The sequence below is a fragment of the Pseudoalteromonas sp. ABE4_541 genome, assembly GCF_056312285.1.
Genome location: NZ_JBSVEM010000002.1, coordinates 25251 through 43067, shown reverse-complemented (window position 1 = coordinate 43067; position 17817 = coordinate 25251). Strand labels below are relative to the sequence as shown.

18 protein-coding genes are annotated in these 17817 nt (G+C 43.6%); 9 read left to right on the top strand and 9 right to left on the bottom strand.

The window, feature by feature from the left end; genetic code table 11:
- The first annotated feature begins 1 nt into the window (after window position 1).
- The 7 genes from ACW689_RS02865 (at window position 2) to ACW689_RS02835 (ending at window position 7468) form a co-directional block, all read left to right on the top strand.
- Entirely contained in the window at window positions 2–658 is a 657-nt protein-coding gene (locus tag ACW689_RS02865; RefSeq protein WP_476288391.1) for a riboflavin synthase, read from the top strand.
- Between the two features lie 29 nt (window positions 659–687).
- The gene (gene ribBA, locus ACW689_RS02860; RefSeq protein WP_476288390.1) at window positions 688–1803 is read left to right on the top strand and encodes a bifunctional 3,4-dihydroxy-2-butanone-4-phosphate synthase/GTP cyclohydrolase II; all 1116 of its coding nucleotides are present in this window, start codon (window positions 688–690) and stop codon (window positions 1801–1803) included.
- 146 nt (window positions 1804–1949) lie between these two features.
- Window positions 1950–2414: a 6,7-dimethyl-8-ribityllumazine synthase gene (gene ribH / locus ACW689_RS02855; RefSeq protein WP_476288389.1), complete on the top strand. Its 465-nt coding sequence runs from the start codon at window positions 1950–1952 to the stop codon at window positions 2412–2414.
- 11 nt (window positions 2415–2425) lie between these two features.
- On the top strand, window positions 2426–2836 hold the full coding sequence (gene nusB, locus ACW689_RS02850; RefSeq protein ID WP_476288388.1) for a transcription antitermination factor NusB: 411 nt from the start codon (window positions 2426–2428) through the stop codon (window positions 2834–2836).
- Between the two features lie 43 nt (window positions 2837–2879).
- A complete protein-coding gene (gene thiL, locus ACW689_RS02845) occupies window positions 2880–3842 on the top strand; it encodes a thiamine-phosphate kinase (RefSeq protein ID WP_476288387.1) in 963 nt (320 codons plus the stop codon).
- Between the two features lie 8 nt (window positions 3843–3850).
- On the top strand, window positions 3851–4336 hold the full coding sequence (locus ACW689_RS02840) for a phosphatidylglycerophosphatase A family protein (RefSeq protein WP_476288386.1): 486 nt from the start codon (window positions 3851–3853) through the stop codon (window positions 4334–4336).
- A 33-nt stretch (window positions 4337–4369) separates the two neighbouring features.
- Complete coding sequence (locus ACW689_RS02835) at window positions 4370–7468, top strand: diguanylate cyclase domain-containing protein (protein ID WP_476288599.1); 3099 nt, start codon at window positions 4370–4372, stop codon at window positions 7466–7468.
- Here the strand turns inward: ACW689_RS02835 and ACW689_RS02830 are convergent.
- The 4 genes from ACW689_RS02830 to ACW689_RS02815 form a co-directional block, all read right to left on the bottom strand.
- A complete protein-coding gene (locus tag ACW689_RS02830; protein WP_476288385.1) occupies window positions 7465–7764 on the bottom strand; it encodes an Mpo1-like protein in 300 nt (99 codons plus the stop codon). The two genes, ACW689_RS02835 and ACW689_RS02830, sit on opposite strands and share 4 nt — an antisense overlap.
- Window positions 7765–7799: 35 nt before the next feature.
- A complete protein-coding gene (dxs, locus tag ACW689_RS02825; protein WP_476288384.1) occupies window positions 7800–9659 on the bottom strand; it encodes a 1-deoxy-D-xylulose-5-phosphate synthase in 1860 nt (619 codons plus the stop codon).
- Window positions 9660–9779: 120 nt separating this feature from the next.
- The gene (ispA, locus tag ACW689_RS02820; protein ID WP_476288383.1) at window positions 9780–10667 is read right to left on the bottom strand and encodes a (2E,6E)-farnesyl diphosphate synthase; all 888 of its coding nucleotides are present in this window, start codon (window positions 10665–10667) and stop codon (window positions 9780–9782) included.
- 3 nt (window positions 10668–10670) lie between these two features.
- Entirely contained in the window at window positions 10671–10913 is a 243-nt protein-coding gene (locus ACW689_RS02815) for an exodeoxyribonuclease VII small subunit (RefSeq protein WP_476288382.1), read from the bottom strand.
- Window positions 10914–11240: 327 nt separating this feature from the next.
- Here ACW689_RS02815 and pomA point away from each other — a divergent pair, with 327 nt between their 5' ends.
- Together pomA and ACW689_RS02805 are read left to right on the top strand one after the other, a co-directional pair.
- Window positions 11241–12008: a flagellar motor protein PomA gene (pomA, locus tag ACW689_RS02810; protein ID WP_476288381.1), complete on the top strand. Its 768-nt coding sequence runs from the start codon at window positions 11241–11243 to the stop codon at window positions 12006–12008.
- A gap of 5 nt (window positions 12009–12013) precedes the next feature.
- Window positions 12014–12949, top strand: a complete 936-nt coding sequence (locus ACW689_RS02805) for a flagellar motor protein MotB (RefSeq protein ID WP_476288380.1) — start codon at window positions 12014–12016, stop codon at window positions 12947–12949.
- 45 nt (window positions 12950–12994) lie between these two features.
- On the opposite strand, the gene ACW689_RS02800 is transcribed toward ACW689_RS02805, so the two are convergent.
- The 5 genes from ACW689_RS02800 to ACW689_RS02780 all read right to left on the bottom strand — a co-directional run bounded on the left by ACW689_RS02800 (window position 12995) and on the right by ACW689_RS02780 (window position 17791).
- Window positions 12995–14203: an aromatic amino acid transport family protein gene (locus ACW689_RS02800; RefSeq protein ID WP_476288379.1), complete on the bottom strand. Its 1209-nt coding sequence runs from the start codon at window positions 14201–14203 to the stop codon at window positions 12995–12997.
- 362 nt (window positions 14204–14565) lie between these two features.
- The gene (gene lipA / locus ACW689_RS02795) at window positions 14566–15531 is read right to left on the bottom strand and encodes a lipoyl synthase (RefSeq protein ID WP_476288377.1); all 966 of its coding nucleotides are present in this window, start codon (window positions 15529–15531) and stop codon (window positions 14566–14568) included.
- Complete coding sequence (lipB, locus tag ACW689_RS02790; RefSeq protein ID WP_476288375.1) at window positions 15528–16181, bottom strand: lipoyl(octanoyl) transferase LipB; 654 nt, start codon at window positions 16179–16181, stop codon at window positions 15528–15530. Before lipB ends, lipA begins: the two co-directional genes overlap by 4 nt.
- A gap of 16 nt (window positions 16182–16197) precedes the next feature.
- Window positions 16198–16476 (bottom strand): DUF493 family protein YbeD, encoded by a 279-nt coding sequence (gene ybeD / locus ACW689_RS02785; protein ID WP_476288373.1) that lies wholly within the window; start codon window positions 16474–16476, stop codon window positions 16198–16200.
- Window positions 16477–16627: 151 nt separating this feature from the next.
- Window positions 16628–17791: a serine hydrolase gene (locus ACW689_RS02780; RefSeq protein ID WP_476288371.1), complete on the bottom strand. Its 1164-nt coding sequence runs from the start codon at window positions 17789–17791 to the stop codon at window positions 16628–16630.
- Window positions 17792–17817: the final 26 nt, after the last annotated feature.

Here is a 17817-nt window from a genome sequence, read left to right as displayed (position 1 = left end):
TATGTTTACAGGAATCATTGAAGCGACCGGTACGCTGAGCGAGTTGAAAGCCGCGAAAGGCGATTTAGTAGTGAGAGTGAGTAGCTCAACGCTTGATATGAATGATGTGAAACTGGGTGACAGTATTGCCACCAATGGTGTGTGTTTAACCGTTGTTGAAAAGTTCAGTGATGGTTTTAGCGCTGACTTATCCAACGAGACCATTAAGTTGACTCAATTTGCTCACTATAAACAAGGGCAGAAAGTCAATTTAGAAAAGGCACTACAACCAATTTCTCGTTTGGGTGGCCACTTGGTATCGGGCCATGTGGATGGAATTGCCACCGTTGTAGCGATTGAGCCAAATGCACGCGCAACCGAGTATTGGCTGCAAGCACCAGTAGAATTAATGAAATACATTCCATACAAAGGTTCAGTTGCCATTGATGGTATCAGCCTGACCGTAAACGAAGTAAAAGCCGACCAGTTTAAGTTAACAATCGTGCCCCATACTGCACAAGAAACGACGATTGCCGATTTTAAAGTGGGCAGTAAAGTGAATTTAGAAGTCGATCAAATTGCCCGTTATTTGGAGCGGCTTGTTCAAGGTGCACAACCCAGTGCTAATGAATCTACTCTCACAGCCAGTTTGTTAGCCAAAGCGGGCTTTATAAAATAACCCCAGAACCTTAATTTAGTAGGTAAATTATGAATTTAAACAGCGCACAAGAAATCATTGATGACATTAAAGCCGGTAAAATGGTTATCCTAATGGATGATGAAGACCGTGAAAATGAAGGTGATTTAATCATTGCTGCTGAGCATATCTCGGCTGATGCCATCAACTTTATGGCGACTTATGGCCGAGGTTTGATTTGTTTAACAATGACACAAGAGCGTTGTCAGCAGTTAGATTTGCCCTTAATGGTGCGTAACAACGGCGCACAGTTTTCTACGAACTTTACCATGTCAATTGAAGCCGCTAAAGGGGTGACAACTGGGATTTCAGCGGCAGATAGAGCTCGCACTGTGCAAGCCGCTGTCGCAAAAGGGGCTGTACCGAGTGATATTGTGCAGCCAGGTCATATTTTTCCCATTATGGCGCAACCGGGTGGTGTATTAACACGTGCAGGTCACACGGAAGCTGGCTGTGATTTAGCCCGCTTAGCTGGGTTAGAGCCCGCTTCGGTGATCGTGGAGATTTTAAACCCAGATGGCACGATGGCGCGTCGCCCGCAACTGGAAGTATTTGCCAAAGAGCACGACATTAAAATTGGCACAATTGCAGATTTAATCGAATATCGCAACTTGAATGAAACAACTATTGAAAAAGTAGCCAAATGTAAGTTGCCCACCGAGTTTGGTGAGTTTGACCTGGTGACCTACAAAGACACCATTGATAATCAATTGCACTATGTCTTACTAAAAGGTGAAGTTAAACCGGGTGATACCACTTTAGTGCGCGTTCACTTACAAAGTACCTTTAACGATATTTTATTATCGGATCGCGGTGCGGATAGAAGTTGGAGTTTGCATGGCGCAATGGAATACATTAGCGAACACAATGGTGTGCTAGTGGTGCTAGGTAAACAAGAGCAAAGTAGCGAAATAGAGGCCATGGTTAAAGCATTTGCTGCCCAAGATGAAGGCGAGCAAGTGAGTGTACGTAAGTTTCAAGGGACATCTCGCACTGTAGGTGTGGGTTCACAAATCTTGGCTGATTTAGGTATCCAGAAAATGCGTTTAATGAGTATGCCGAAGAAATACCATGCGCTTTCTGGCTTCCATTTAGAAGTGGTCGATTACATTGAGCCACCACGCTAAACATTTTAACGGGCCGATAATTGGCCCGTTTTAAGTTGTTTGGGGATACTCAAAACTGTGCTATTATGCGCTCCAATTTGGCAATCGCAGGACCGATATTTCGGTACATGCTTCAGCATTGGTATTTACAAGATTAGGATCATCTAATGAACATTATTGAAGGTAACAAGTTTGCACCGGGCAAAAAATTTGCCATCGTTATTTCTCGTTTCAACGATTTTATCGGTAGTTCACTTTTAGAAGGTGCAGTAGACGAGTTAAAGCGTACGGGCGGTGTTAAAGATGAGGACATCACTGTGGTTTATGTACCTGGTGCTGTTGAGTTACCTTTAGCTGCAAAACGCATTGCAATGAAAAAAGAGTTTGACGCTATCATTGCTCTGGGTGTGATCATCCGTGGTGGTACACCACATTTTGATCTAGTTGCAAATGAGTCAAACAAAGGCTTAGCAAGCGTTTCATTAGATTATGATATCCCAGTCGCATTTGGCGTACTGACCACTGAAAGCATTGAGCAAGCCATCGAACGTGCGGGCACCAAAATGGGTAACAAGGGCGGTGAAGCAGCTCTTGGTGCATTAGAAATGGTGAACGTACTAGAGCAAATTTAAGAGGATCCTCTGTGAAACCAGCAGCAAGACGTAAAGCACGTGTATTGGCTTTACAAGCCGTATATTCGTGGCAGTTAAGTGGCAACCCGATTGCAGATATCGAGCAACAAATGTTGATCGAAAATGATGTATCAAAGGTAGACGTTGAGTACTTTAAAGACTTGGCGCGCGGCGTTGCCGTAAACCAAAAGCAATTAGACGAAATTGTGAAGCCACATTTATCTCGTCCATTTGACGATTTAGATGAAGTTGAACGTGCGGTATTAAGAGTCAGTGCTTATGAACTTAAGTTCAGAGAAGACGTACCTTATAAAGTTGCGATCAACGAAGGCATTGAGCTGGCAAAAATGTTCGGTGCTGAAGATAGCCATAAGTTTGTAAACGGCGTATTAGATAAAGCTGTCAAAGACATTCGCAAGTAAGGCTAATAACTTGGAGAGCCGGCATTGGCCGGCTTTTTTGTGTATGAAGGAATTTGAACTTATCAATCGCTATTTTACTGGACGTGGTATTTCGCGTCGTGATGTAGCGCTTGGCATCGGGGATGATTGTGCTATTGTCAACGTCCCTGAAAACTGTCAATTAGCTGTAACAACAGACACCCTTGTTGAAGGGGTACATTTTTTTTCAGATATTCCCCCAAGAGCACTAGGCCATCGTATTTTAGCTGTAAATTTAAGTGATTTGTCGGCAATGGGGGCTGAACCGGCTTGGGTTTCAGTTGGTCTGACTTTACCTAAAATAAACCCTGAGTGGCTTGAAGAGTTCACTGAGGGAATGCATGAAATTGCTGAATACTACAATGTGCAGATTATTGGTGGTGACACGACACAAGGTCCATTAACCATTACAGTGTGCGCAAAAGGTATTATACCTACTGGTAAAGCACTGACGCGTTCAGGTGCAAAGAATGGTGATTGGATCTATGTAACGGGCCCTTTAGGTGATTCAGGTTTAGCGATTGAAGCTAGAAAGCAGAGCTGGTTAATTGCGCCAGAGCACCTAAAAAGCGCGAATGAGCGGTTTCATTTCCCATCGCCGCGTGTTGCGGCTGGGCAAGTTTTAAGGGGCTTGGCGACGGCAGCGATTGATATTTCAGATGGGTTGATTGCAGATCTATCTCACATATTATCGCAATCATCGGTTGGTGCGGTAGTGCATGTTGATAAGGTACCAACTTCAGACGCGCTCAATAGCTTGGCAGACGAAGAGCTTCGTTTAAAGCTCGCACTTGCTTATGGCGATGATTATGAGCTGCTGTACACCGTTTCTGATGATAATAAAAACCTTTTAGAGAATAAATTACGTCAATACGGCGTTGAACCAGTTTGCGTTGGACAAATTGTAAATAATGATGGCTCATTAGAGTTACTCAATGACAATAAACCATGGCCAATTCCAGAAACTGGCTTTGAACATTTTAGCTAGGAGTCAATTTGGCTAAACAGTATAAGTTTGATATTAGACGCCCACATCAGTTCTTTGGGTTAGGGTTTGGTTTAGGTTTATCACCAGTAGCGCCAGGTACATTTGGTACCTTAGGCGCACTTCCGCTGATCTTTATAACTTACAATTACCCCTTGTGGTTACAAGTGGTGTTTGCAATCGTGATCAGCATTTTTGGCATATGGGTATGCGGACAGACGGCAAAAGATGTGCAAGTGCATGATCATCCCGCGATAGTATGGGATGAGGTGGCTGGTTTCTATATCACTATGCTTGGCGCAACAATTAGTTGGAAATCTCTGATTGTAGGTTTCTTATTGTTTCGTTTTTTTGATATTGTAAAGCCTGGTCCGATAAAAATGCTTGATAAACGACTTCATGGCGGCTTCGGAATTATGGCCGACGATATTCTTGCTGGTATTTTCTCATTGATTTGTATTCAAGCTTTGTTTAAAACTGGGTTTTTAACCGTTTGATGTTAGGCAAAAATAGTGTCAACTATGGATAGAGTGATAGCTTTCATATTTCTTGTTTTAGCTGCTTTGACTGTGCAACCAGCGCAGGCATCTATTAATGACTACGTCGTTAAACAGTGGAACTTACAAAACGGGTTACCTTCACAATCTATCAAAAGTATTGCACAAGACCATCATGGATACATTTGGCTGGCAACTCAGTATGGCCTGAGCCGCTTTGATGGTACGAAGTTTACGAATTTTACAACTCAAAATACGCACTTTTTACGTTCAAACGCGATCCATAAAATTTTAGTCGGTCGCGATGGTAAACTATGGGTCGGAACGCGTCGTGGCTTACACAGATTGGACACTCAAACACTAGATGTTGAGTCGTTGGATATTGCAGGACCTGTTCGCGATATTTTGGAAGATGGACATGGCAGTATTTGGGTTGCAGCCAATGGTTTGCATTACGTATCGCACACAAACCTTAACCTATCGAGTACACCTGAAGCCGCTCAACCTCGAAAGTTAACAGCCGTCAAAGTAAACCAAATTGTGGGCGCTGTAAGTAAGATGGCGCTCGCCGCTGATGGCATCTGGCTAGTTAATGAGCGACATCTACTGAAAATCAAGCAAGCCAGCTCGTCTACTGCACATTCATTTCGTTTAGAGTTGTCGAGTCGACTTTCATTGCCGCAACAGCTCGCGCAAACCATTTTACATGATCTTGCATGGATAGATGGACGTTTGTTCTTGGCGACCGAGTTAGGCGCTTACTTTTTAGATATTGATGAGGTATTACGTCGCTATAACGATATCGGCAATGCTGCGGTCTACAAGTTCTTAAGTGACGGTGAGGGCGGGATTTGGGTCTCGACCTCAAACAGCTTGATGTATAAAGAAGTTGGTAATTCGTGGCAATCGGTGCGCCCTGTGCAGTCAGAGCAAGGTGTGTGGTTCTCTGACATCTTTAAAGACAGAGAGAATAATATTTGGTTAGCCAGTCTTAATGAAGGACTTTGGTTTGCGCATGCAGGAAAAGTTGAACGTTTTTCGGTAGGGCGTGATGCGAATCAAGGAATAACAGCGTTGGCTAAATCTCCTAGCGGACAAATTTGGGTTGCGAATCGATATGGGTTAGGAACGCTGGATTCGACGAATCAATATCATTCCGTAATTGATATGAAAACGTTGCAGCGCTCGGCGATAAACGATCTTGAATTTCAAGATGACGCATTGCTTATGGGCACCGACAGAGGGGTTTTAGTCTACAAAGATGGCACTCTACAAACTTTGCCGCATAGAGAGTTGCGTCAAAACCCTGTCTTTTCGATTAGTCCATCCAACAAAGGTGGCTTGTGGTTTGGCACTGGGCGCGGGTTATATCGTTTAGAGTATTCAGAGCTTACCCCGTTTAATTACAATGCATTTCTTGGCAGCCAGTTTGTTACATTTGTTGTTGATTTTCCTGAGTTTGGTTTTATTGGCACGAATAAAGGCGCCTATCGTTACAATAATCGTGGGATTGAAAAGTTAGGCGGACGCACGTCATTGGAAACCGCCTATATAACAAGTATTCTCCATGTTCAAGATGTTGCGACACTGGTTGGCTCTTGGAGTGATGGACTGTTCTACAGAACACCGGATGGCAATTGGTATCAACTAGATGCATCAAATGGTGTGCCTTATGGATCAATTGCTTCATTGCATTTTGATAAGCTGCTCAAACAAGTTTGGGTCAGTACCAAGAAAGGTGTTTATCGTATGCCTGTGCAGCAATTCTCAGGGCCTATTAACAACTTAAAAGTTGATCAGGTGATCAGTCAATTTGATAGGCAACTGGATGGCAAAGCAAGTCGTTGTTGCTCGGGTTTTGGGCATGATGCGGTGATGGAAACCGAGCAAGCTATTTGGTATCCGAGTTCGCAAGGGGTGGTAAAGATCCCTAAAGATATGCAGCTATTTGGCAGCGAAGAATTGGCGCTTAAAATCGAAGCAATGTTTACGCCTAACCGTCGCATTGCAGTAGAGAAAATAGGCAGTAATATTCGCCTTGAAACATCGGAAAGAGATTTGACAGTACAGTTTACTGTGATTGACTTCTATGCGCCTCAGAGTGTCGAGTTTAGGTACCGCTTATTGACTAATCGCAAGGATGAAAGTGTTGATTGGCGTGAAACTCAACACCGTCAAGATGCAATTTATACCAATTTAAGCCCTGGGGAATATATGTTCGAGCTTCAAGCCAAAAGGCGAGGGGAAGATTGGACGGATGCAACACAAAAGAATGTGACGGTGTTTATTCCACGGCGTTTTGACGAAACTATGTACTTCAGGTTGTTGATCACCTGTGGCTTTGTATTTTTGTTTTATCTTATTTTTTGGGTTATTCGTGCGCAGGAGCGACGTAAACAGCAAGCACTTGAAGATCTCGTTGCAGAACGTACCACAGAGCTTAGAAAAGCCAATGACAAGTTAAATCAGGTGAATACTCAACTTAAGCTAGTTAGTCATACTGATGAGTTGACTGGGCTGCGCAGCCGGCGCTTCTTATTTGATCAATTGCCCAAAGACGTTGAGCATTACCAGCGTAATGCGCAATCGTTGCAGCAGCAAAATAAGAGTTTGGTATTAATTATTCTGAACATCGATAAATTCAGCAAAATTAACGATGCATATGGCCCGATCGGTGGTGATAGTTGCTTGCAACAAATGGCTGCCTTACTCAACGCGCGCACTCAAGGTTCTGACTACGTTGCTAGATGGAGCGGCGATGAATTTTTATTATTACTTCGTGACTTTAAGCGAGACGAAGTTGAGCAGTATGTGAGTGAGCTATGTAAAGCGGTCGCTAATTTTGACTTTAAGCTGCCCAATGGAAAGCCGACGACAATGACAGTATCAATGGGGTGGTCGTTTTATCCTTTACCATTACTTGGTGGTCAGGTCATCGGTTGGGAAGCATCAGTCAATTTAGCTGATATTGCATTGCACCAGGTAAAGCAACGAGGTGGAGACGGCGCTGCGACGATTACTTTTGATGAGCAATTAGACGCCTTCGAGTTTGAACAAAGCAGCAATGTTGACGCACAAATTGGAATGTTACAAAGCAATGGCCTTGCTGAATTCAAAGTTTGGATGCGTTAACGGCGTTTACTTAGCCAACTAAAGTACATTACCCAATCTGCCAGAAAGGAATAATAAGGGTGTGAAAATGTAGCTGGGTGGTTGCGTTCGAAAAGGAAATGTCCAAGCCAAGCAAAGCCATAGCCGAAAATGGGTAGCATGAGCAGCATCTCGGCAGATTTAAAATACAAACCAAGAAATAAGTTAACTAAGACGCATGAATTACCAAGGTAGTGACATGCTCGGCAGAGTGGGTGCTGGTGCTGTTGCAGATAGTAAGGATAAAACTGCGCAAACGAAGTAAATTTCTTAGCCATTTTATTGCACAAAAAAAAGGAGCGTATGCTCCTTTTTATAGTAACTTTTTCAATGAATGCAAAATACCTTGCTCATCCAGTGCCATTTCTTGATGCATTTCTTGCTGGGTACCATGCTTTATAAACTCATCAGGTAAGCCTAAGTGTAAAACAGGCTTGGTTACACCAATGCTGCTAAAGAACTCACTGACCGCGCTACCAGCTCCACCTGCAATTGCGTTGTCTTCAATGGTAACGAACTGCTTATGCGTATTCGCTAACTCTTGTAGCAAAGCGGTATCAAGTGGCTTTACAAAACGCATGTCGATAAGTGTTGCATCACACTGCTCAGCGGCAAGCTTTGCATTATGTAACAGCGTGCCAAAGTTCAAGATCGCGATGTTTTTACCTTCACGAATAACTTGGGCTTTGCCGATTGGCAAGGCTTGCATGTTTTGCTCTATTTTTGCGTCGCCAGCACTTCCACGGGGATAGCGTACAGCGGCCGGTCCATTGTGCAGGTAGCCCGTATGAAGCATTTGGCGGCATTCATTGGTGTCGCTTGGCGCCATAATGACCATGTTTGGAATACAGCGCATAAAGCTCAAATCATAAGCGCCTTGGTGAGTTTCACCATCAGCACCGACTACGCCAGCGCGGTCAATTGCAAATAACACGGGAAGATTTTGTAACGCCACATCGTGTATTAGCTGATCGTAAGCACGCTGTAAAAAGCTAGAATAAATAGCAACGACTGGTTTTAGGCCCTCACAGGCAAAACCTGCTCCGAGCGTAACAGCGTGTTGTTCAGCAATGGCAACATCAAAGTATTGCTCAGGGTATTCTTTTGAAAACCTAACCATACCAGAGCCTTCACGCATCGCAGGTGTAATCGCCATTAAGCGCTTATCTTGCTGGGCTTGATCACATAGCCAATCACCAAACACTTTAGAAAAGGTGTCAGCACTGGGCTTTGATTTAGGCAAGCTATGCACACTTGGATCAAATTTTGGCACTGCGTGATAACCGATAGGATCTGCTTCTGCGGGTTTATAGCCCTTGCCTTTTTGCGTTTTTATATGCAGTAACTGAGGGCCTTTTAAATTGCGCATATTACGTAATGTATCGACCAACATGTTGACATCATGGCCATCAATTGGGCCAATGTAATTGAGTCCAAGTTCCTCGAAGAAGGTGCCAGGGATCACCATGCCTTTTAGGTGCTCTTCCATGCGGCTTGCCAATTCTTTAACTGGAGGTACACCGGACAGAAGTTTCTTACTTCCTTCACGGATATTGGTATAGAAGCTACCCGAAAGAATACGTGCAAAATGGTTGTTCAATGCGCCAACATTCTCTGAAATCGACATTTCATTGTCGTTAAGAATGATGAGCATGTCGGATTTTACGTCACCCGCGTGGTTCATCGCTTCAAACGCCATGCCTGCTGTGATCGCGCCATCGCCAATAACTGCGACAGTTTTACGACCTTTCCCCTCTTTTTGCGCGGCGATAGACATACCTAAGGCTGCTGAGATAGACGTGCTTGAGTGACCAACACTGAACGTATCATAGTCACTTTCTTCCCGGTATGGAAAAGGGTGCAAACCATCTTTTTGACGTATGGTATGAATTTGATCTCGACGACCTGTGAGTATTTTATGTGGATAGGCTTGATGGCCCACGTCCCAAAGTAGTCTGTCCTCAGGTGTGTTATACACATAATGTAATGCAACCGTCAGCTCAACGGTACCTAAACCTGATGCAAAATGGCCACTACTTTGTGACACTGAATTTAATAAGTAATCTCGTAGTTCATCACTGAATGCTGTTAGTTTATGCTGCGGTAACTGTCGCAGCTGCTGTGGTTCATCTGCCAAAGCTAATAAAGGGTATTTGCTACTATCCAATTTCATGGTTTCGATTATGTGTCCTACGCAAACTTCGCACAATTATATACAAAGGATACGGTTAATTTTATTTATTTATACAAATTAGCCATTAATTTGTCATGAACAGCGGTTATTTGAGCTATTTTAATGCTTTCGCTCAATGATGTAGTGCGCCAAGTTTGCTAATACATCTGTGTTTTCTTCAATATCGTCCAATGCGTCAATTGCATTTTTAATTAATGCCGCAGCTTTACTTTTCGCCCCAGTTAGTCCCAATAAGGCGGGATAAGTTGATTTGTTGTTTTCAACATCTGAACCTTGAGGTTTACCTAAGGCTTGGGTATCCCCTTCAATATCTAAAATATCATCTTGTACTTGAAATGCTAGGCCAATGTTGCTCGCGTAAAGCTGTAATGCCGAATGAGTTTTATCGCAAATATTTGTCGCACATAAAGCGCCCAGTTCGATAGCTGCGCTTAGTAATGCGCCAGTTTTCATTCGATGAATGCGTTCCAACTCAGGTATTGAAATTACCTTATCGGTTCCTGCTAAATCGAGCGCTTGACCTCCAACCATGCCCTGCAAACCCGATGCTCGGGCAAGTACATTTATCATTTTTAGCTGTTGCTGGGCAGGTACACTAAAGTTGTGTCCACTTAATAGTTCAAACGCGAGTGTTTGCAGCGCATCTCCCGCTAAGATTGCTTGCGCTTCGTCGAAGGCAATATGGCACGTGGGTTTGCCTCGGCGTAAGTCGTCATCATCCATTGCGGGCAAATCATCATGCACCAGCGAGTAGCTGTGTATACACTCAATCGCGGCGGCGGCTACGTCGAGATCGGCTTGAGCTGCCCCAAGTATTTCTCCAGTTGCATAAACTAGAAAGGGTCTAAGGCGCTTACCGCCGTTGCTGATACTGTAGTAAGTCGCTTGTTTTATGGTCTGCTCGGTATCAATGGGAGCGTCGAAGTAATTGGTTATAAAACCTTCAACACGTTCTTGTGCGCGCTTTAATTGAGTTTTTAAATCCACGATCTATTCCGAATCACCTTGAAAGGGCACTGCTGCACTGTGAGCGTCATTTGCCATGAGGATGGACACTTTTTGTTCGGCTTGTTGCAATTTTTTATTCGACGCATTTGCTAATGCGATACCGCGCTCAAACTGTTTCAAAGATTGATCTAAGCTAAGTGAACCTTGCTCCATAGAGTGAACGATTTCTTCGAGTTCACCCATCGCTTCTTCAAAGCTTAGATTATCTGGTTTTTTTGCCGCCATGATGATGTCTCGTTACCTGATAAACTAGTCATTAAGTAAAATTTAGAGGGCAATTTTAGGGGGATTGCAGCGCTAGGTCAAAGTTTGTGAGTGTATTTTACGGTATGTTTGCTATCAAGAGAGCTCAAATGCACATGATTGAAGCTCGCATTTTCGACGCTTTTTAATATAATTGACTTAAGATATTCAGTAGCTTGCCGATAATGAAATGTCCTATGAAGGCATTGTATTCTGTTTAATGAAGAGTGGCATGTATCTTGATTGAATAATGAACGATGAACACCTAGGCAATAAATAGAACGATAGATAGAACTCTCTGGAGGGTATGTGGATTTAGCAACCGTTATTGGGATCCTGGGCGCGATTGGCCTGATTGTGATGTCCATGTTCATGAGTAGTGACGGTGAAATCGTCATGTTCGCGGACGCGGCGTCAGGTGTTATCGTGTTTGGTGGTTCGTTGTTTATAGTGTTGGCTAACTTTTCCATGCCGAAGTTTTTTGCAATTGGCAAAGTGGTAGGCAAGGCGTTTATGTTTAAAATTGAAACGCCCGAAGAGTTAATTGAAAAAGCAGTTGAGCTAGCTGATTCTGCTAGAAAGGGCGGTTTTTTGGCGTTGGAAGAAGCTGAAATACCCAATAGTTTTATGCGTAAGGGCGTGGATATGCTGGTCGATGGTCATGATGCAGATGTGGTCCGAGCAACCTTGCAAAAAGACATTTCTTTGACTACCAATCGACATGAAATGGGTTCATCCCTATTTAAGACTTTAGGCGATATTGCTCCTGCGATGGGGATGATTGGTACATTAATTGGTTTGGTTGCCATGCTATCAAACATGGATGACCCAAAAGCAATCGGTCCTGCAATGGCTGTCGCCCTCTTAACTACATTATATGGCGCTTTCTTAGCCAATGTGGTGGCAATTCCAATCCAAGCAAAGCTAGAGCTGAGAAAAGATGAAGAAGAACTTAATCAGCGCCTTATCCTTGATGCTATTTTGGGGATTCAGGATGGTCAGAACCCAAAAGTAATCGAAGGTATTCTTAAAAATTATCTGCCTGAATCTAAACGTGCGCACGAAAAAGAGGAATAGGCAGTATGTCAGATGAACAAGAATGCAAATGTCCACCTCCAGGGTTACCTGCTTGGATGGGGACGTTTGCTGATCTCATGTCGCTGCTTATGTGCTTTTTTGTACTGTTGTTGGCTTTCTCAGAGATGGATGTACTGAAGTTTAAGCAAATTGCGGGCTCGATGAAGTTTGCGTTTGGTGTGCAAAATAAAATTGAAGTTAAAGATATCCCCAAAGGTACTAGTGTAATTGCAATGGAGTTTACTCCGGGTAAACCTGAACCGACTCCAATTGAGACAATTCAACAACAAACGGTGGAAATGACCCAGCAAATGTTGGAATTTCAGGCCGGTGAAGAAAGCTCGGCGGGTGGTCGTCAAGAGCAACGTGGTAATAAGCGTGGTGGTGAGTCACAAAGTACCTCACAAGATCAGGCGATGACACAAGCTATTTCCGCCGCTGAGCAAGAGCAAGTGAATGAGCTGGTTAAAAAGATAGCCCAGCAATTAGAAAAGCAGATCATGGATGGTGCCATTGAACTTGAGTCATTAGGGCAGCAGATCATTATTCGCATCCAAGAAAATGGTGCTTTTCCTTCTGGTAGTGCATTTTTACAACCGAAATTTCAGCCCATTATTTTGGAAATAGCTGATTTGCTTAAGGATGTCCCAGGGGAAATTACGGTTTCTGGTCATACCGACGATTACCAAGTGAGTAATGAGCTATATAGTAACAACTGGGATTTGTCTGCGACGCGCGCTGTTGCCGTGGCCAGTGAGATGGTTAAAGCGCCAGGTTTTGATAAAAACCGATTAGTGGTCGTAGGTCATGCTGATACTCGACCTTTAGTGCCGAATGAAACGAATGCAGATAGAAGACGTAACCGTCGGGTAGAAATTTCTATCTTACAGGGCAAGCCACAAGAGTCGGACCCCATTGAAGTAGGCACCAATCAAGAATAAAAAATCGGCCGATAGTGGCCGATTTTTCGCGGTAGAAGGTGAGCATTAACCCAATGAAGGAATTAAACCTGCCATTTGTAGCGTTTGTGCTGCAATGATCAATACACCACACAATGCAGCGATGATAAGACCCATGTCACCACCTTTTACTTGGTAGCCTTTGGCCAGCGCACCTTCTTGACGCCTTTGCTTCCAAACCATTGCGACAGGTAGGAATACAGCAAGTACTACAAGTGCGATTGCTGCATAACCTAATGCCATAATAAAACCTTGCGGATAGAAAAGCGCAAAGCCCAGAGGTGGCATAAATGTGATCGCGGCTGTCTTGGTTCGATCTAGGCGGCCGTTACCTTTTTTAAAGGCATCTGCAAAGAAATCAAATAAGCCAAGACTAACGCCTAAAAAAGATGTGGCCAGTGCTAAATCGGCAAATACGGTAACAAAAGTGCTCACGCTTGGATTATTTGCAATATTTGAAATACTACTAACAAACCCTGGTAGGCCACCACTTTGCATGAGACTCTGTTGGCTCATAATACCTTGGCTGAGAAGCTGCCAGAATACATAAATGACCAGAGGGAGTGATGCGCCGAACATCATAACGCGTCGCAGCGATTTTATATCCAAGCCGACATACTTTACGATAGATGGGATCGAACCGTGAAAACCAAATGAGGTAAATATAACTGGAATAGCGGAAAGCACTAAACCTTGTTCTATTGGCATATCTAGTAAGTGCTGGCCGTGGACGTAGGGGCTTAGCGCAAAGAATAAACTGCCCAGTACAACTACCTTAACGGTAAAAAGGACTTTATTAAGTTTGTCTACTGTACTGGTGCCTGCAGTGACGATGGCTGCGACAATCAAAGCCAAAAGAATAGACCCCACCTGTGGCGCCACGCTCATGCCGACTAAATTGTTGAGCTTTTCTTGTAGTTGTGCTCCTCCTCCGGCTATGTAGGCCGCACAAAGGGCATAGAATAAAAACACCATGGCAAAGTTCGCAATGACCTGTCCACGTTTACCAAGAATGGATTTGGCGAGTGTATTAAGTGTTGCTTCGGCACTGGCATATTGATGAAGTTCTAGCATCAATAGTGCGGTATAGGTCATGAGTAGCCAAGAAAGAACGATTAGTATTAATGCCGTCGTGAAACCGAGCCCAGCCGATGCAATCGGTAAGGCCAGCATGCCTGCACCTATAGTGGTACCTGCGACGATCAGCATACTCCCCAGTGTTTTATTTTTAAGCACAAATTGCCCCTTGTGTGTGAGAGAGTTTTGCAAGATATACTGGCAACTAAAAAAATGAAATAGTTTTGCCACAAATCAATGTTAACGATTGTAATTTATGTTTTACGAAGTCGTAATTGTAGACAACAATGTATCAAATTCAGGTAAATGGAATGGTCTTACCAGGGGGCATTGATTTTTGTGTATTAAAAAAGCGCCAATGGCGCTTTTTTAATGTAAAAGATGTTATACCAATCCGCAATAACAGTTAATCATTTTGGGGGATTAAACTCATTTAGAACAACTAAATAACGAAATTTTTGTCTTGCGATCGACCTGATTTTCTTGCCCCAAAATAGACCACTTAGTTAAGCTGACTCGTATTATTTTACCTCTTTGCCAGCAGCTTGCTGATCAGCGTGGTAACTTGAGCGGACAAAAGGCCCACAAGCTGCATGAGTAAAGCCTATCTCATCGGCATACTCTTTTAATGCATCGAATTCAGCGGGTGGCACATAGCGTTTTACTGGTAGATGGTGCTTAGAAGGTTGTAAGTACTGGCCAACAGTCAGCATATCGACATTGTGCTCACGCAAATCTCGCAACACTTCTTCGATTTCAGACATCTCTTCGCCTAAACCTACCATCAAGCCTGATTTGGTTTTGACATTTGGATGGGCTTCTTTAAAACGGCGTAAAAGTTCTAACGACCACTTGTAGTCAGCACCTGGGCGCGCTAGCTTGTATAAGCGCGGCGCAGTTTCTAAGTTGTGGTTAAACACATCAGGTGGTGTTTGCGTTAATATCTCAAGCGCTTTGTCCATACGGCCACGAAAATCAGGCACAAGTATTTCAATGGTGATGTCAGGGTTATGCTTACGAATTGCGCTAATACAATCCGCAAAGTGTTGTGCACCACCGTCTCTTAAGTCATCTCGGTCAACGGAGGTGATCACCACATAACTTAACTTCATATCTTTAATAGTAAGTGCCAGTTTCTCTGGCTCTTCGGCATCAGGTTTTAATGGACGGCCATGTGCAACATCACAAAACGGGCAGCGGCGGGTACAGATCGCACCTAAAATCATAAACGTTGCTGTACCATGATTGAAACACTCAGATAGATTTGGACATGAGGCTTCTTCACATACCGAGTGCAAACCATGTTTACGCATCGCTTGTTTTATACCGTCGATACGTTCACTTGATTTTGGTAGACGTATCTTCAGCCATTCAGGCTTACGCAGCATTTCTTGGCGTTCAGTTGGCAGTACTTTTACTGGGATCAATGCCATTTTTTCGGCATCACGAAGCTTTACCCCTGGCTCCATTTTCACTGGTTTACTCATTCGTTCTCAAACCCTTCAATTTGCTCAACATGTTCAGCATTGAGTCGCTTCAACATGTGTTTTACCAGTCCATTTCCAACATCTTTCATGTTGTCAGGACCATTTAATTCGCTTGTTTGAACCATATCCATACCGGCATAGCCACATGGGTTTATGCGCAAAAAAGGCGACATATCCATGTTTACGTTTAGTGCTAGGCCATGAAATGAGCAGCCACGACGAACACGTAAACCTAATGACGCAATTTTACTGTCATTAACATACACACCGGGTGCGCCGGCTTTGGCGTAAGCTTTAATATCGTGTTCAGCAAGGAAATCGATGATGCACTCTTCTAACCAAGTGACTAACTCACGTACACCAATTTTAAGACGACGTAAATTAAACAGTACGTACATCATTTGTTGCCCTGGGCCATGGTAAGTGACCTGACCACCACGGTCGACTTTGATGACAGGAATATCACCTGGAGCCAAAAGGTGCTCATCTTTACCTGCCTGACCTTGCGTAAAGACAGGCTGATGTTCCACCAACCAAATTTCATCGGGACTTGTTTCATCACGCTGGTCGGTATACTGCTGCATTTCGTGCCAGATAGGTTCGTAACTGCGGCGTCCTAATTGGCGAACAATGACTGTATGCTGGCTCATGTCGATACCTTGTTAGTTACAGAACGTAACGTACATCTTCTAGTGAGCCAATTTCAGTGTAGATCTGCTCGATATGTTCTTTCGATGTTACAGTCGCCACGACCGTGATTGATTCGTAGGTGCCTTTGCTGCTTGGCTTCACCTTAGGGGCATAATCGCCTGGCGCAATGCTTTGTAGTTTAGCCAACACCTGATCGGTTAGGTTTGCATTCGCAACCCCCATGATCTTAAAGGTGAACGGACATGGAAACTCTAAGTATTCGTCAAACTTAGTATCTTTTACTGGCTTTACCACGACGGTATCCTCACTTCTATACTGACTTGCATATTAAGCAAGTGCTGATCATTAGGTTAGAGTGACTAACCCAGAATTATTGCGGCATTCTATCATTTTTATTGCAAAAAAAAACGCCTCACTTGGAGGCGTTAATTTATAGCTACATTGTTTACTGCATCACTTGTAGACGTAAATAGTCATATATCTTGCTAAAGAAACCACCTTCAGCGACTTCTTCTAAGGTAACAAGTGGATATTGAGCAATTTCTTCACCTTCAATCTGTAAGAATAGCGTGCCCACTTTAGAGCCTTTTGCAAGTGGTGCTTCGAGTGTTTTATCTAGCTCAAAAGTTGCTTTTAAGTTCTTGCGTTGACCGCGAGGAATGGTAATGGGCGTATCTTGTAAAATACCCAAAGAAACTGTTTCTTGATCACCCATCCAGATGCGTTGTTCAGCAAAGCTATCACCTGCTTTATATGGCGTAATTGTTTCATAAAATCTAAAGCCATAGTTAAGTAACTTTTTGCTCTCGACTTTACGAGCACGCTCACTCGTAGTACCCATGACTACCGCGATAAGTCTCATATCGTCTTTGGTTGCCGATGTCACTAAGCTGTAGCCAGCCTCCGATGTATGGCCTGTTTTGATACCATCTACATCGAGGCTTGCATCCCATAACAAGGTGTTACGGTTATACTGTTTAATACCGTTATAAGTAAACGACTTTTCTTTGTATAGCGCATATTCTTCAGGCACATCTCTGATAAGTGCAGCCCCTAGGGTCGCCATATCACGAGGGGTGGTGTAGTGCTCATCCGTATCAAGGCCGTGGCTGTTGATGAAATGAGAATTGGTCATGCCTAACTTTTGTGCGTGCGCATTCATTAAGTCGGCAAAAGCGCCTTCACTGCCAGCAATATGCTCGGCCATGGCAACACATGCATCGTTACCTGATTGAATAATGATGCCACGGTTTAAATCTTCTACGCTTACTTGCTTGCCAACTTCGATGAACATTTTAGAAGATTCAGGGAAGTTTTTAGCCCATGCTTTTTCACTAATTGTGACCATATCACTACTAGAGATGTTGCCCGCTTTGATCTCGGTACCAATCACATAACTGGTCATCATTTTGGTCAAGCTTGCAGGCGCTAGCTTAGTGTCCGCTTCACCTTCGGCAATGACTTTGCCAGTGGTGAAGTCAACTAAGAAATAACCTTTCGCGTTTACTTGAGGGGGAGCGGGTAAGATCTGCGCATTGGCTGCAAAAATTGTCGCAGAGCATACCAATCCACAAAGTTGAGTAATAAATTTCGATTTTAATAAAGTCATTATGCTCGCAATTTTAATTTAGTTAG